The sequence below is a fragment of the Spongiactinospora sp. TRM90649 genome, assembly GCF_029382225.1.
Classification (GTDB): Bacteria; Actinomycetota; Actinomycetes; order Streptosporangiales; family Streptosporangiaceae; genus Spongiactinospora.
Map to the genome: position 1 here is coordinate 53,281 of NZ_JARLTC010000005.1, position 14,020 is coordinate 67,300.

General features: G+C 71.5%; 12 protein-coding genes. 7 read left to right on the plus strand and 5 right to left on the minus strand.

Translation table 11 applies throughout. The features are described 5' to 3' along the window. Position 1 precedes the first annotated feature (1 nt). Positions 2 to 1,390, plus strand: a complete 1,389-nt coding sequence (locus P3X83_RS05685; protein ID WP_277303797.1) for a carotenoid oxygenase family protein — start codon at positions 2 to 4, stop codon at positions 1,388 to 1,390. Positions 1,391 to 1,435: 45 nt separating this feature from the next. Here the strand turns inward: P3X83_RS05685 and P3X83_RS05690 are convergent, their stop codons facing one another. After that, positions 1,436 to 2,347 (minus strand): formylglycine-generating enzyme family protein, encoded by a 912-nt coding sequence (locus P3X83_RS05690; protein WP_346742682.1) that lies wholly within the window; start codon positions 2,345 to 2,347, stop codon positions 1,436 to 1,438. A 371-nt stretch (positions 2,348 to 2,718) separates the two neighbouring features. Between P3X83_RS05690 and P3X83_RS05695 the strand changes: the two genes are divergently transcribed. Beyond that, positions 2,719 to 4,986, plus strand: a complete 2,268-nt coding sequence (locus P3X83_RS05695; protein ID WP_277303798.1) for a glycosyl hydrolase family 18 protein — start codon at positions 2,719 to 2,721, stop codon at positions 4,984 to 4,986. A gap of 53 nt (positions 4,987 to 5,039) precedes the next feature. On the opposite strand, the gene P3X83_RS05700 is transcribed toward P3X83_RS05695, so the two are convergent. Continuing rightward, entirely contained in the window at positions 5,040 to 5,630 is a 591-nt protein-coding gene (locus P3X83_RS05700) for an alkaline phosphatase PhoX (RefSeq protein WP_277303799.1), read from the minus strand. Positions 5,631 to 5,725: 95 nt separating this feature from the next. Next, complete coding sequence (locus tag P3X83_RS05705) at positions 5,726 to 6,748, minus strand: phosphotransferase (protein ID WP_277303800.1); 1,023 nt, start codon at positions 6,746 to 6,748, stop codon at positions 5,726 to 5,728. A 123-nt stretch (positions 6,749 to 6,871) separates the two neighbouring features. Here P3X83_RS05705 and P3X83_RS05710 point away from each other — a divergent pair, with 123 nt between their 5' ends. From P3X83_RS05710 to mihF, 3 genes are all read left to right on the plus strand, one after another. Further along, complete coding sequence (locus tag P3X83_RS05710) at positions 6,872 to 7,279, plus strand: heme-binding protein (RefSeq protein WP_277303801.1); 408 nt, start codon at positions 6,872 to 6,874, stop codon at positions 7,277 to 7,279. Next, the gene (locus P3X83_RS05715; RefSeq protein WP_277303802.1) at positions 7,276 to 7,629 is read left to right on the plus strand and encodes a diol dehydratase small subunit; all 354 of its coding nucleotides are present in this window, start codon (positions 7,276 to 7,278) and stop codon (positions 7,627 to 7,629) included. Before P3X83_RS05710 ends, P3X83_RS05715 begins: the two co-directional genes overlap by 4 nt. A gap of 136 nt (positions 7,630 to 7,765) precedes the next feature. Beyond that, on the plus strand, positions 7,766 to 8,071 hold the full coding sequence (mihF, locus tag P3X83_RS05720) for an integration host factor, actinobacterial type (protein WP_277303803.1): 306 nt from the start codon (positions 7,766 to 7,768) through the stop codon (positions 8,069 to 8,071). 15 nt (positions 8,072 to 8,086) lie between these two features. On the opposite strand, the gene P3X83_RS05725 is transcribed toward mihF, so the two are convergent. Beyond that, a complete protein-coding gene (locus P3X83_RS05725) occupies positions 8,087 to 8,734 on the minus strand; it encodes a response regulator transcription factor (protein ID WP_277303804.1) in 648 nt (215 codons plus the stop codon). After that, positions 8,725 to 9,975 (minus strand): sensor domain-containing protein, encoded by a 1,251-nt coding sequence (locus P3X83_RS05730; protein WP_277303805.1) that lies wholly within the window; start codon positions 9,973 to 9,975, stop codon positions 8,725 to 8,727. Before P3X83_RS05730 ends, P3X83_RS05725 begins: the two co-directional genes overlap by 10 nt. A 194-nt stretch (positions 9,976 to 10,169) precedes the next feature. Here P3X83_RS05730 and P3X83_RS05735 point away from each other — a divergent pair, with 194 nt between their 5' ends. Together P3X83_RS05735 and P3X83_RS05740 are read left to right on the plus strand one after the other, a co-directional pair. Then, the gene (locus P3X83_RS05735) at positions 10,170 to 11,456 is read left to right on the plus strand and encodes an acyltransferase (protein ID WP_277303806.1); all 1,287 of its coding nucleotides are present in this window, start codon (positions 10,170 to 10,172) and stop codon (positions 11,454 to 11,456) included. A 56-nt stretch (positions 11,457 to 11,512) separates the two neighbouring features. Continuing rightward, entirely contained in the window at positions 11,513 to 14,017 is a 2,505-nt protein-coding gene (locus tag P3X83_RS05740; RefSeq protein ID WP_277303807.1) for a DEAD/DEAH box helicase, read from the plus strand. Positions 14,018 to 14,020 lie beyond the last annotated feature (3 nt).

Sequence of the window (14,020 nt, forward strand, 5' to 3'; positions counted from 1 at the left end):
CATGGGAAACCGCTACCTGGAAGGCGCGTTCGCCCCGGTCACCGAGGAGATCACCGCCTTCGACCTGCCGGTCACCGGGCGCGTCCCCGACGACCTCGACGGACGCTACCTGCGCAACGGCCCCAACCCGCTGAACCTCGAAGACCCCGAGGCCCACCACTGGATGATGGGCGAGGGCATGGTGCACGGCGTGCGGCTGCGCGACGGCCGCGCCGAGTGGTACCGCAACCGCTGGGTGCGCTCGGCCGAGGTCGCCGGCCGTCTCGGGGAGCCGCACCCGGCGGGCCTGGCCGCGGTCGCGGCCGACTTCGCGGCCAACACCCACGTGTTCGCCCACGCGGGCCGCACGCTGGCGGCGATCGAGGGCGGGCCGCCGCCGTACGAGCTGGACGAGGAGCTGCGCACGCTGGGCACCTGCGACTTCGGCGGCGGCCTCGGCACCGGGCCCGGCACGGGGCTCGGCGAGGGGGTGTTCACCGCGCACACCAAGCGCGACCCGGTCAACGGCGAGCTGCACGCGATCACCTACCACCCGCTCTGGGACCACGTCAGGCACCTGGTCGTGGACCGCTCGGGGACGCTGGTCCGCGCCGGCCGCATCCCCGTGGACGGCGCGCCGATGATGCACGACTTCGCGCTGACCGAACGGCACGTCGTGCTGATCGACCAGCCGGTGACCTTCAGCATGGAGGCCGCCGCGGCGGGTCAGCAGGTCCCCTACGTCTGGAACGAGGGGCGCGGGACGGCGGTGGGCGTGATGCCGCGCGAGGGCGGCGCCACCCGCTGGTTCGGCACCGACCCGTGCTACGTGGCGCACACCCTCAACGCCTACGACGACGGCGAGCAGGTGATCCTCGACGTGGTCAGATATCCCAGGATGGACGTGGCCAGGCACATCGCCGAGCCGATGACCCTGGAGCGGTGGACGATCGACCCGGTCGCCGGCACGGTCGCCCGCCGCGTGGTCGACGACCGCCCGCAGGAGTTCCCCCGGGTCGGCGACGGCGTCGTCTCCCGCCCGCACCGGTACGGCTACACCGCGGTGACGGGTGAGCTGAACGACGTGGTCCTGGCACCCGTGGACGGCCCCCTGCCGGACATCGCGTTCGACAACGCGATCATCAAGCACGACTACGCGACCGGCGGCTCCGAGCTGCACCGTTTCGGGGGCGACGCGGCGACCGGCGAGGCGGTCTTCGCGGCCCGGCCGGGCGGCGTCACGGAGGACGACGGCTACGTGCTGGCCTACACGCACAACCCCGGGCGCGGCGCGGCCGACCTGGTCGTGCTGTCCGCGCAGGACTTCACCGGCGAGCCGCTGGCGCGGATCCACCTGCCGGGAAGGGTGCCGCTCGGCTTCCACGGAAGCTGGATCGCCACCGGCGCGTAGCGAGCACACGGCGAGTGGCGGGCCGGCCGCGAACGGTCGGCCCCTTCACGCGTCCGCGGCGCAGCGGAACCCGGTGTGGCCGGAGGAGGAGTCGCCGGTGTTGCCCATCCTGGCCGCCACCCGGTAGCGCGTGCAGTAGGAGTCGTGGCACATGTAGGACCCGCCGCGCAGCACCCTGGAGTCGCCCGACGGCGGCCCGGTGGGATCGACGCGCGGGCCGTTCAGGTGGAACGATGAGCTGAACCGGTCGGCGCACCACTCCCATACGTTGCCCGAGACGTTGCGGAGACCGTAACCGTTGGGCGGGAAGGAGTCCACCGGGGCGGTGCCCCGGTGCCCGTCCTCGGCGGTGTTCTTGGTGGGGAACGCGCCCTGCCAGATGTTGCACATGTGCAGGCCGCCGGGGGTCAGCTCGTCGCCCCACGGGTAGCGCCGCTGTTCCAGCCCGCCGCGCGCGGCGTACTCCCACTCGGCCTCGGTCGGCAGGCGCACCCCCGCCCAGCGCGCGTAGGCCGCGGCGTCGTTCCAGGACACGTGGACCACCGGGTGGTCCCAGCGGTCCTCGATGGAGGACCCCGGCCCCTCGGGGTGCCGCCAGTCCGCCCCCTTGACGCCGCACCACCACGGGGTCTGCGCCACCCTCGGCGAGTCGCGGCGCAGCGCGCCGCTCAGGAACCCGGCGAAGACGTGCGACCAGCCGAACCGCTCGGCCTCGGTCACATGACCGGTCGCGTCCGCGAAGACGGCGAACCCGGCGTTGCTCACCGCGTGGGCGTCGACGCGGAACGGCCGCAGGCGCACCTCGCGCACCGGTCCCTCGCCGTCGGCGGGGAAGCCCGCGCCGTCCTCGTTGCCCATCAGGAACGCCCCGCCCGGCAGGGAGATCATCCCCTCGCGGACGGCGGGCGCGGACGCCGCGCCCCCCGCCCTGACGGGGGCGGCCAACGGCACGGACACGGCGGGCTCCGGTTCCCTGGCGGGCGCGCAGCACGCCGGGCGGTGCTCTTTCGACATCATCACCACTTCGCGGTCTCGGGTTGCCCGACCGATTATCCCCAACGCCACCTGCGCCGTCGTGAACCGGGGACCCGCCTTACCCCTCTGTTGCCTCCATGTCATTGACGCGGGACATCATCCCGGGCTACGTTCACACCAAACTTTTAAGAAACCTTCCTAACAATTAGCGCCAGTGCTCCTGGTGGCTTGAGGTGACCTGTGCCGCGATCACCACCAGTGCGAGATCGCACGACGACTGGGGGCCACGCGTGAGCAGCCCGCTCACCACACCGACATTCCCACACCGCACATTCGGACGTGGAGCAGCACACATGAATGGAAAGAACCTCACACGCCTGGCGGCGGCAGCGGTCGCGCTGGTGATACCGCTCGGCACGGCCTTCGCCGTCGCGCCGAGCGCGTCGGCGGCGGCGCCCGCGGCCAAGTCCGCGGCCGCGCTGGCCCCGGCGTGGGCGCCGTACACCGCCTACGCCACGGGCGCCGTGGTGACCTACAACGGTGTCGACTATGAGTGCCGGCAGGGCCACACCTCACTGCCCGGCTGGGAACCGGCCAACGTTCCGGCCCTGTGGAAGGTGTCGGGCGGCGGCGGCCAGGACCAGACCGCGCCCAGCGTCCCCGGTAGCCTGCGCAGCACCGGCGTGACCGGCAACAGCGTCAGCCTGGCCTGGAACGCCTCCACCGACAACGTCGCCGTCACCGGCTACGAGGTCTACCGGGGCACCACGCTGGTCACCACGACCAACGGCACCACCACGACCTACACCGACACCGGCCTGACCGCCGGCACCACGTACCAGTACACGGTCAGAGCGCGTGACGCCGCGGGCAACCGCTCCAACGCGAGCAACCAGATCAGCGCCACCACCACCGGCGGCGGCGACCCCACCGCGCCGAGCGTGCCGGGCAACCTGCGCAGCACCGGTGTGACGGCCACCAGCGTCAGCCTGGCCTGGAACGCCTCCACCGACAACGTCGCCGTCACCGGCTACGAGGTCTACCGCGGTACCACCCTGGTCACCACGACCAACGGCACCACCACGACCTACACCGACACCGGCCTGACCGCCGCCACGACCTACCAGTACACGGTCAGAGCGCGTGACGCCGCGGGCAACCGGTCGGAGGCCAGCAACCAGATCAGCGCCACCACCTCCGAGGACGGCGGCGGCGACGACAGGACCCCGCCGAGCGTGCCGGGCAACCTGCGCAGCACCGGTTCCTCCAACAGCAGCATCGGCCTAGCCTGGAACGCCTCCACCGACAACGTCGCCGTCACCGGCTACGAGGTCTACCGTGGCGGCACCCTGGTCACCACGACCAACGGCACCGGCACCGCCTACACCGACACCGGCCTGACCGCCAACACGACCTACCAGTACACGGTCAGGGCGCGTGACGCCGCGGGCAACCGCTCCAACGCGAGCAACCAGATCAGCGCGTCCACGACCGGCGGCCAGGGCGGCAACAAGCTGCTGGGCTACTTCGTGCAGTGGGGCATCTACCAGCGCGGCTACCACGTCAAGAACATCGACACCAGCGGTTCCGCGAGCAAGCTGACCCATATCAACTACGCCTTCGGCAACGTCCAGGGCGGCCGGTGCACCATCGGCGACTCCTACGCCGACTACGACCGCTTCTACCAGGCGGGCGAGAGCGTGGACGGCCAGGCCGACACCTGGGACAACGGCGCGCTGCGCGGCAACTTCAACCAGCTCCGCAAGCTCAAGGCCAAGTACCCGAACCTGAAGGTGCTGTTCTCCTTCGGCGGCTGGACCTGGTCCGGCGGCTTCGGCCAGGCCGCGGCCAACCCGGCCGCGTTCGCCGAGTCCTGCTACAACCTGGTCGAGGACCCGCGCTGGGCCGACGTCTTCGATGGCATCGACATCGACTGGGAGTACCCGAACGCCTGTGGTCTCACCTGTGACACCAGCGGCCCGGCCTCGCTCAAGAACCTGATGCAGGCCCTGCGCAACAAGTTCGGCCAGAACTACCTGATCACCGCGGCCATCACCGCCGACGGCACCGACGGCGGCAAGATGGACGCCGCCGACTACGCGGGCGCCGCGCAGTACGTCGACTGGTACAACGTGATGACCTACGACTTCTTCGGCGCCTGGGAGGCCAAGGGCCCGACGGCTCCGCACTCCCCGCTCAACAGCTACACCGGTATCCCGATCGAGGGCTACCACACCGAGCAGGCGATCAACAAGCTGAAGGGCAAGGGCATCCCTGCCAGCAAGCTCCTCTCCGGCATCGGCTTCTACGGCCGTGGCTGGACCGGCGTCACCCAGAAGGAGCCGGGTGGCACCGCCACCGGTCCGGCGCAGGGCACCTACGAGCAGGGCATCGAGGACTACAAGGTCCTCAAGACCCGCTGCCCCTCCAACGGAACCGTGGCCGGCACCGCCTACGCCTTCTGTGGCAACAACTGGTGGAGCTACGACACCCCCGCCACCATCGGCAGCAAGATGGGCTGGACGAAGAACCAGGGCCTCGGCGGCTCGTTCTTCTGGGAGCTCAGCGGTGACACCACCAACGGTGAGCTGATCACCGCGATGAAGAACGGCCTCAACTAGGCCTGCCTCCGGGCCGGGGAGCGCGCCTCCCCGGCCCGGACCGTCTCACCGCGTCACAGCGAGCCGCGCCGCCAGGGCCCGGTGATCGCGAACGTGATTCCCGGCGACTGGATGTTCACGAACAGCCAGTCGCCGTTTCGCGTGTCGAACGTCGCCCCGCACCACTCGGAGCCGGTGTAGTCGCCGGGGGCGACCGTCTTGCCGGGGATCCCGCCGGACGGGACGACCACGTTGTTGGCGGCGAACGGGAAGATCCTGCCGTCCTCGGTCAGCCCGTGCAGGTACTCCACGCCCGAGCCGTCCTCGCACAGCACGATCCCGCCGCGCGGGCTCACGCAGATGTTGTCCGGGTTGTTCAGCACCGAGGCGTCCGGCGAGGCGAACAGCACCTTGATCCGGTCGTGCCGCAGGTCGTACTCGAACACCTGCCCCTGGCCCATGGGGCCGCCGCTGGTGCTGACCACGTAGACCTTGTGGTCGTGGTACCAGGCCCCCTCCAGGCGGGCGAAGCCGCCCCGCCCCCGGCGATGCCCTGCCGAACGGTGCTCGGCTCCCCCGGCCCGGGGTCCGGCGTGTCCACGCGCACCCAGCCGATCTCCCGGTACGGCCGCGCCTGGCTGACCCCGTCGTGCGTGGCCGCCCACCCCCCTCCGGCGGGCGGCCAACAACGACCTTCCCGACCGGATGTTCGTCCGCCGACCGCCGCCGGATGTCGTTTTGCGGGGACTTCTCCCGGCGGTCAGGCCCCGGTGCCGCGCAGCTCGCCTGTCAGGTAGCGCTCGGCCAGCTCACAGCTCTGCCACGTGTAGTGTGCGCCCAGTTCGCGAGCCGTGTCCACGCCCGGATGCGAGCCGATCCAGGCCACCAGCAGCAGGCGGCGGAACAGGATGAAGGTCCAGATCTCCTCCGGCGCGACCGGGGGCGGGCCCACGGCCCGGTAGCCGCGCAGCCAGGCGTCTATCATGGCGGGGACCTGCGGGTGGTGCTCGATGAAGCTGACGGCGGCGGCCAGGTCGTAGAGGAACCAGCCGAAGCCGCAGTCGTCGAAGTCGATCACGCTGGGCGGGGCGTCGCCGTCCACCAGCAGGTTGGCCAGGCGCAGGTCAGCGTGGATCAGGCCGTAGCGGTCGGGGGCCGTGCCGAGCGCGGCCAGGCGCCCGCGCAGCTCGGTGTCCAGGCGGCCGAGCAGGGCGAGCGCCTCCCCGGTCATCCCCGGCCCGTCCTGCCAGCGTCCCCAGCGGGAGACGCGGCCGAGCGCGGCGTCGTAGTCCCAGTGGAAGCGGGTGAACCCGGCGGGGCCGCGCCACCGCCTGACGTGGCGGTGCATCCGCGAGGTGACCTCGCCCAGCCGCTCGAAGCCGGCGACGAGGCGGTCTTCGCCCGGTTCGGCGCCGGGCAGGAACTCGAACATCACGCAGGTGCGGGGGTGCCCGCCGTGCGGGTCGGGCACGATCACGGTGCGGCTGCCGTCGGCGGCCGGGAGCACGCGCGGCGTGCTGATCCCCTCGTCGGCGCGCAGCGCGGACAGCCAGTCGAGCTCGGACTCGATCGCCGCGCGGGAGTGGTAGCCCAGGCGGTGCACGCGCAGCACGGCGCGCTCGCCGGTCGCCGGATCGTCCACCCGGAAGGTGGCGTTCTCCGAGACGTTGATCAGCTCCACGGCGGCCCCCGGCGACAGCCGGTAGCGGCCCAGCGCGGCCCGCGCGACCTCGGCCATCCGGCCCAGTACGCCGTCCCCCGCGGACAGATCGTGAAGTTGCATGACCCTCTTCTATCAGCAGCCCATACCAGGGCGAATTCCGATCTTGCGGGGGGGCGACCCGGAGAGGTACGAACGAACCAAGCCGATCAACGAGCGGAGCGGCAGGGCGGAGGACGCGCGAACGTGAACCTGGAGCTTGCTCTGCGGATGTGCGAGGCGGCGATCAAGGAGGCCGCCCGCACCGGTGCGGTGGTGTCCGTCGCCGTGGTGGACTCTGGGGGGCACCTGATGGCCTTCCAGCGGATGGACGGCGCGGAGATCGCCGGTCCGGCGCTCGCGCCAGGCAAGGCGTACACCGCCGTGGCCCACCGGATCGCGACCGCCGACCTCGCCCCGCTCGTGCAGCCCGGCGGCGAGCTGTACGGCCTCGCCTCCGCGGGCGACTACGTCTGTTTCGGCGGCGGGATCCCGCTATGGGCCGAGCACGGCGACGGCGAGCGGGTCGTGGGCGGCGTCGGCGTCAGCGGCGGGACGGTGGACCAGGACGTGGCGTGCGCCGAGGCCGCCGCCGCGCTGTGGGAGACGTCGTGAGCCTGCCGGACGCCCGTCCGCGCCCGGACGAGCTGGAACGCCAGGCGATCATCGCGGCCGAGCACGGCAACCCCGCCCTGGCCGCCGCGCTGCGCCGTACCGCCGAACTGGCCCGGCTGCCCTGGCCGGAGACCGGGCGCGTGCGCGACGCGCTGTGCCCGCACCGCTCCACCGAGGGCGGGCTGACCGCCCTGGCGGCCTGGCTGGACGCCAGGGGCTGCCCGCTCACCGCCGCGCTGATCCGCGACACCCGCGACCTGTACGCCCGGGAGGGCCTGCTGCGCGCCGACGGCTTCCCCGGCCTGACGGAGGTCGCGGGCTCCGGCGCCCGGAACGGACGGTACATCTGAGGCGCACGCCGGTTCCCGCCGTCGCGAACCCCTTCCCTTGCGGCCTTCCAGCCGGAAAACTCGTGTCCGCCACGAATAGATCCGGCACCACGGGTAACACACACCCGATCCAGGACGCCGAGGAGGAAGAAAACTCATGGCCCTTCCCGTACTCACCCCCGAACAGCGCCAGGCGGCGCTGGACAAGGCGGCGGAGGCCCGCGCCGCGCGCGCGGCGCTGCTCTCGAAGATCAAGAAAGGCGAGATGTCCTTCGCCGACCTCCTCGACCGCGAGGACGAGGTCACCAGGAAGACGAAGGTCGCCCAGGCGCTGCGGGCCGTCAAGGGCGTCGGCCCGGCCAGGGCCAGCGCCCTGATGGAATCCGCCGGCGTCGACCCCAACCGCAGGATCGGCGGGCTCGGCGCGCAGCAGCGCCGCAAGCTGGTCGACGCGCTGGCCTGACCGCCCCCGCGCCGCTCAGGAGCGCAGGTAGGCGAGCACGGCCAGCACCCTGCGGTGCTGGTCGGTGTCCTCGGCGTGCAGGTCGAGCTTGGCGAAGATGCTGCGGATGTGCTTCTCCACCGCGCCGTCGCTGATCACGAGCTGACGCCCGATCGCGGGGTTCGACCTGCCCTCGGCCATCAGGCCGAGCACCTCGCGCTCGCGCGGAGTGAGCTGCGCGAGCGGGTCGTCGCGTCTGCGGCGCACCATCAGCTGCGCCACGACTTCGGGGTCGAAGACCGTGCCGCCCGCCGCGACCCTGCGCAGGCCGGAGAGGAACTCCTCGACGTCGATGACACGGTCCTTGAGCAGGTAGCCGACCGCTCCGCGGGCGTCGGCGAGAAGGTCGTCGGCATAGGACACCTCGACATACTGGGACAGGATCAGCACGGGCGCGCCCGGCACCCGCCTGCGGGCCTCGACGGCGGCGCGCAGGCCCTCGTCGCTGAAGCTCGGCGGCATCCGAACGTCCACGACGGAGACGTCGGGGCGGTGTTCGACGACGGCCTTGACCAGCGCCTCGCCGTCGCTCACCGCCTCGACGACCTCGCAGCCGAACTCTTCGAGCAGCCTGATCAGGCCCTCCCTGATCAGGACCGCGTCGTCGGCCACCACTACCCGCACGGCACCTCCGCGACGATCAGCGTCGGCCCGCCGGACGGCGACTCGACGGCCAGCTCGCCGTCCACCGCGCGCAGCCGGTCGGCCAGACCGGACAGGCCGTGTCCCTTGGCGACGTGTGCGCCGCCGACACCATCATCCCCGATCGTCAGCAGCAGCACGTCACCGGTGCGGACCAGGGTCACCGTGCACAGCGTGGCCCGGCTGTGCTTGGCCACGTTGGTCAGGCTCTCGGCGACGACGAAGTAGATGGTGTTCTCCAGAGCCGCCGGATAGCGTTCGGTGGTCTGGACGTCGATCTCGACCTGGACGGTGCAACGGCCGGCCAGCGCCGCCAGCGCCGGGGCGAGCCCGCGGTCGGAGAGGATCGGCGGGGCGATCCCCCGCGACAGCGCGCGCAGTTCGTCCAGGGTCTCCCTGGTGGCCAGGATTGCGTCGGTGAGGGTGGAATGCGCCGCCCCCGGGTTCTTGACCATCTCCCGCTGCGCGCGGGACAGCTCCATGGCCAGGTGCACCAGCCGCTGCTGCGGGCCGTCGTGGATGTCGCGCTCCAGCCTGCGCAGCGCCGTGGCCTCGGCCGAGACGGCCGCCGCGCGGCCCTCGGCGAGATCGTCGATGCGCTCCTGCAGCTCGGCCACGCCGGTCAGCAGGACCCTGGCCAGCCCGCCCTTGAGCAGCGCCACCAGACGCAGCACGAACGGCAGGGTGATGGCCGCGACCAGGCCGATGACGAAGTTCAGCCCGGCGTCCACGAAGTACAGGCGGGGCAGGTTCAGCAGGTTGGCCAGACCTCCGCTGTTGCCAGGGATGTTGTAGAGGATCCAGCCGTAAAGGGGGTAGGTGAGGCCCGCGATGGCGATGGCCCACCACACCACGGCGAACACGAACCCCAGGATCGCGAACGGGAAGGCGACGATCCCGAACACCAGGTCGAGCCAGGACTGGCCGTTGGTCAGCGGGTTCACCAGGCGGCGGAACGCGCCCGCGCCCTCGGGGGCCCGAGGGTATCTGGGGCGTGCGACCGGCCGTCCGAGCACATCGGGGAGCCAGTGGCGCTCGATGTCGGCGACCGTCCTGGCCATCAGCAGCGTGACGGAGAGGATGGGCAGACCGACCCAGACGACGACGCTGCCGACCCCGGCGGCGAAACCGGTGATCAAAAGGCAGAACCCGACGACGGCGACGGGGAGCCCGATGAGCAGATATCGGGTGTCGACGCCGATCTGCTTGGTGAGGGAGCGCATGCCACCACGCTACGAGTACCCGCGAGCCGTGGCGATCCGGGCGACCGCCCATTCAAGGTAGGGCCAGCCCTACCCCCGCCGGTAGTGCGGCGCGCAGCGAGAGTGGGCAGATGGCATGACTGCGCCGGCCAGCCCCCGGACGAGAGGCTCGATTCACCTTCGGCCACTCCCCTAGTGGATGAATCGAGCGTCACATGACCGCCCTCCTGGAACACCCGCCCACTCCCGTCACCGCTCCGATCCGTACGCCCGTCCGTGCGCCCGCGCCGACTGCCGACCGGCGCGACCTGTTCATCGACGCGCTGCGCGTCATCGGGATCTCCGTGGTGGTGCTCGAACACTGGAGCATGCCGGTGCTGTCCTACGACGGCGGGCGGATCACCGCGGGCAACGCGCTGAGCGCGCCCGGCGCGTGGGCGCTGACCTGGCTCATCCAGGTGATGCCGCTGGTGTTCTTCGCGGGCGGCGCGGCGAACGCGATCAGCTTCCGGCGCGGGGGGCGTCCGGCGGCGGCCTGGCCCGCCGTCCGCCTGCGGCGGCTGGCGTGGCCCGTCCTGGCCCTTGCCGCGGTGTGGATCCCGCTGCCCCACGTGCTGCTCAGCCTGGGCGTGCCCGCGCAGCCGGTCGATCTGGGAGCGCGGCTGGTGGGCCAGTTGCTGTGGTTCCTGGCCGCCTACCTGGTGGCGGTGATGCTGACGCCGCTGATGCTCCGCGCCCACGACCGGTACGGCGCGCTGGTGCCCGTCGCCTTCGCGCTCGCCGCCGGGGCGACCGACGCCGTGCGGTTCGCCGGCGGCGTGGAGTGGCTCGGCTACCCCAACGTCGTGTTCGTCTGGATCGCCGTCCACCAGTTCGGCGTGCTATACGCCTCCGGACGTCTCACCAGGCCCGCCCTGCTCGCCGCAGGCGGCTTCGGCGCCGCCGCGCTGCTGGTCGCCTACGGCCCCTATCCGGGCAGCATGATCGGCATGCCGGGCGCCCCGGTGTCCAACATGGCCCCGCCCACGCTCGCCCTGCTCGCCGTGGCCGCCGGTCAGGTCGGGCTGGCCGTGCTGCTGAGGCCGTGGATCGTGCGGCTGCCGTGGGGGCGCGTGCTCGACTGGGCCGGTCCCCGGATCATGAGCGTCTACCTGTGGCACATGCCGGCGCTGGTGCTGGTCACCGGCGTGGTCGTGGTCGGGCTGGGGATCGACACCCCGGTTCCCGGCAGCCTCGGCTGGCTGGCCGGGTGGCCGCTCTGGCTCGCCGTCCTCGGCGCTGTGCTCTACCTGTTGCTGCGGTGCGTGGCCCGGTTCGAGCGCGCTCCGGCCCTGCCGTACGGACGGCCTCGCTGGAGCGGCGCGCTGGTCTCGGCCGGGCTCGTCGCGGCGGGCGTGCTGACCCTCACCGTGGCCGGATTCGCCACCGGATTCGCCCCGATCCTGGCCGTCGTGGCCATCGTCGGCGGGCTTCTCCGCACCGCGCCCACCGCGAACCCCTGACCGGATCGAGCCGCGCCCGGCCGAGGTGGTCCGAACAGTGCGCGAGCTTCGGCAGTATGGGAGGTGTGAGCCTCATCGATTATCTGCCTGACGACATCGACGCCGACCCCGACGCGATCTATGACGCCTTCGTGCGGTGGAACACCGACCGGGGGCTCACGCTCTACCCCCATCAGGAGGAGGCCCTCATCGAGGTGGTCTCCGGCGGCAACCTGATCCTGTCCACCCCGACGGGGTCGGGCAAGAGCCTGGTCGCGGCGGGAGCCCACTTCGCCGCCTTGACGCGCGACCAGCGCACCTTCTACACCGCGCCGATCAAGGCGCTGGTCTCCGAGAAGTTCTTCGACCTGTGCGCGGTGTTCGGCACCGAGAACGTCGGCATGATGACCGGCGACGCCAGCGTCAACCCCGGCGCCCCCATCATCTGCTGCACCGCCGAGATCCTGGCCAACGTGGCCCTGCGCGACGGCGCGTCCGCCGACATCGGCCAGGTGGTGATGGACGAGTTCCACTTCTACGCCGAGCCCGACCGTGGCTGGGCGTGGCAGGTGCCGCTGCTGGAGCTGCCTAAGGCGCAGTTCATCCTGATGTCGGCCACTCTGGGCGACGTGCGGCTCTTCGAGGAAGACCTCACCCGGCGCACCGGCCGCCCGACGGCCGTGGTGAAGAACGCCGAGCGTCCCGTGCCCCTCGTCTACACCTACCGCCTCACGGCGCTGCACGAGACCCTTGAGGAGATGCTCACCACCGGGCAGGCCCCGGTCTACGTCGTCCACTTCACCCAGGCCGCGGCCATGGAGCGGGCGCAGTCGCTGATGAGCATCAACATGTCGACCAAGGCGGAGAAGGAGTCGATCGCCGCGCTGATCGGCAACTTCCGGTTCACCACCAAGTTCGGCCGCGCGCTCTCCCGCCTGGTCAGGCACGGCATCGGGGTCCACCACGCCGGAATGCTGCCGAAGTACCGCAGGCTCGTCGAACGGCTGGCCCAGGCCGGGCTGCTGAAGGTCATCTGCGGCACCGACACCCTCGGCGTCGGCGTCAACGTGCCGATCCGCACGGTGCTGTTCACCGCACTGTCGAAGTACGACGGCAACAAGGTGCGACGGCTGCGCGCCCGCGAGTTCCACCAGATCGCCGGGCGGGCGGGGCGCGCCGGCTTCGACACCATCGGCTACGTCGCCTGCCAGGCCCCCGAGCACGTGATCGAGAACGAGCGCGCGCTCGCCAAGATCGGCGACGACCCGAAGCGGCGGCGCGGCTACGCCCGCAAGAAGCCCCCGGAGGGGTTCGTCGGCTGGAGCGACGAGACCTTCGAGAAGCTGCAGACGGCCGAGCCGGAGCCGCTGGGCTCTCGCTTCAAGGTGAGCAACGCGATGCTGCTCGCGGTGATCAACCGTCCTGGCGACTGCTTCGCGGCGATGAAGCACCTGCTCACCGACAACCACGAGGACCGCAGGTGGCAGCGGCGGCATATCAGCCAGGCCATCGCGATCTACCGCTCGCTGCTGGCGGGCGGCGTGGTCGAGCAGCTCGCCGAGCCCGACGAGCAGGGCCGCAGGGCGCGGCTCACCATCGAACTGCAGGACGACTTCGCGCTGAACCAGGCGTTGTCCACGTTCGCGCTGGCCGCGTTCGAGCTGCTGGACCGCGAGTCCCCGGCGTACGCGCTGGACATGGTCTCCATCGTGGAGTCCATCCTCGACGACCCCCGCCAGATCCTGTCGGCGCAGCTCAACAAGGCGCGGGCGGAGGCCGTCGCGCAGATGAAGGCCGACGGCGTGGAGTACGAGGAACGGATGGAGCGGCTGACCGAGGTCATGTACCCGATGCCGCTCGCCGACCTGCTGCTGGGCGCCTACGAGACCTACCGGCGCGGCCACCCCTGGGTGGGCGACTACACCGTCAGCCCCAAGTCGGTCATCCGCGACATGTTCGAGCGGGCGATGACCTTCACCGAGTACGTGGCGTTCTACGAGCTGGCCAGGTCCGAGGGCACGGTGCTGCGCTACCTGGCCGACGCCTACCGCACGCTCTCGCGCACCATCCCCGAGCACCTGAAGACGGAAGACCTGGTCGATCTCATCGAGTGGCTGGGCGAACTGGTCAGGCAGGTCGACTCCAGCCTGCTGGACGAATGGGAGGCGCTGACCAACCCGCAGGCCGCCCTGGACGCCGGGCACGAGCTGGAGGCCAAGCCGCGCCCGGTCACCGGCAACCCCCGGGCGTTCCGGGTGCTGGTGCGCAACGCGATGTTCCGGCTGGTGGAGCTGGCCGCGCTGGAGCGCGAGGAGGAACTGGCCGAACTGGCCCCCGACGTCGACTGGGCGGCGGCGCTCGACGGCTACTTCGCCGACCACGACGACATCCGCACCGACGCCGACGCCCGTGGGCCCGCGCTGCTCCAGATCACCGAGGAGAAGGAGTTCTGGCGGGTGCGCCAGGTCGTGCACGACCCGGCGGGCGACCACGACTGGGGCATCGAGGCGCAGGTCGACCTGGCCTCCTCCGACTCCGAGGGCCGCGCCGTGCTGCACGTCATCGGCCTGAACCGCCTCTGATCC

Bases quoted from the DNA above. Each gene is read 5' to 3' on its own strand.
- mihF (WP_277303803.1), top strand. From the start codon at position 7,766: ATGGCCCTTCCCGTACTCACCCCCGAACAGCGCCAGGCGGCGCTGGAC.
- P3X83_RS05705 (WP_277303800.1), bottom strand. From the start codon at position 6,748: ATGCAACTTCACGATCTGTCCGCGGGGGACGGCGTACTGGGCCGGATG.
- P3X83_RS05730 (WP_277303805.1), bottom strand. From the start codon at position 9,975: ATGCGCTCCCTCACCAAGCAGATCGGCGTCGACACCCGATATCTGCTC.
- P3X83_RS05685 (WP_277303797.1), top strand. From the start codon at position 2: ATGGGAAACCGCTACCTGGAAGGCGCGTTCGCCCCGGTCACCGAGGAG.
- P3X83_RS05695 (WP_277303798.1), top strand. From the start codon at position 2,719: ATGAATGGAAAGAACCTCACACGCCTGGCGGCGGCAGCGGTCGCGCTG.
- P3X83_RS05740 (WP_277303807.1), top strand. From the start codon at position 11,513: ATGGGAGGTGTGAGCCTCATCGATTATCTGCCTGACGACATCGACGCC.
- P3X83_RS05735 (WP_277303806.1), top strand. From the start codon at position 10,170: ATGACCGCCCTCCTGGAACACCCGCCCACTCCCGTCACCGCTCCGATC.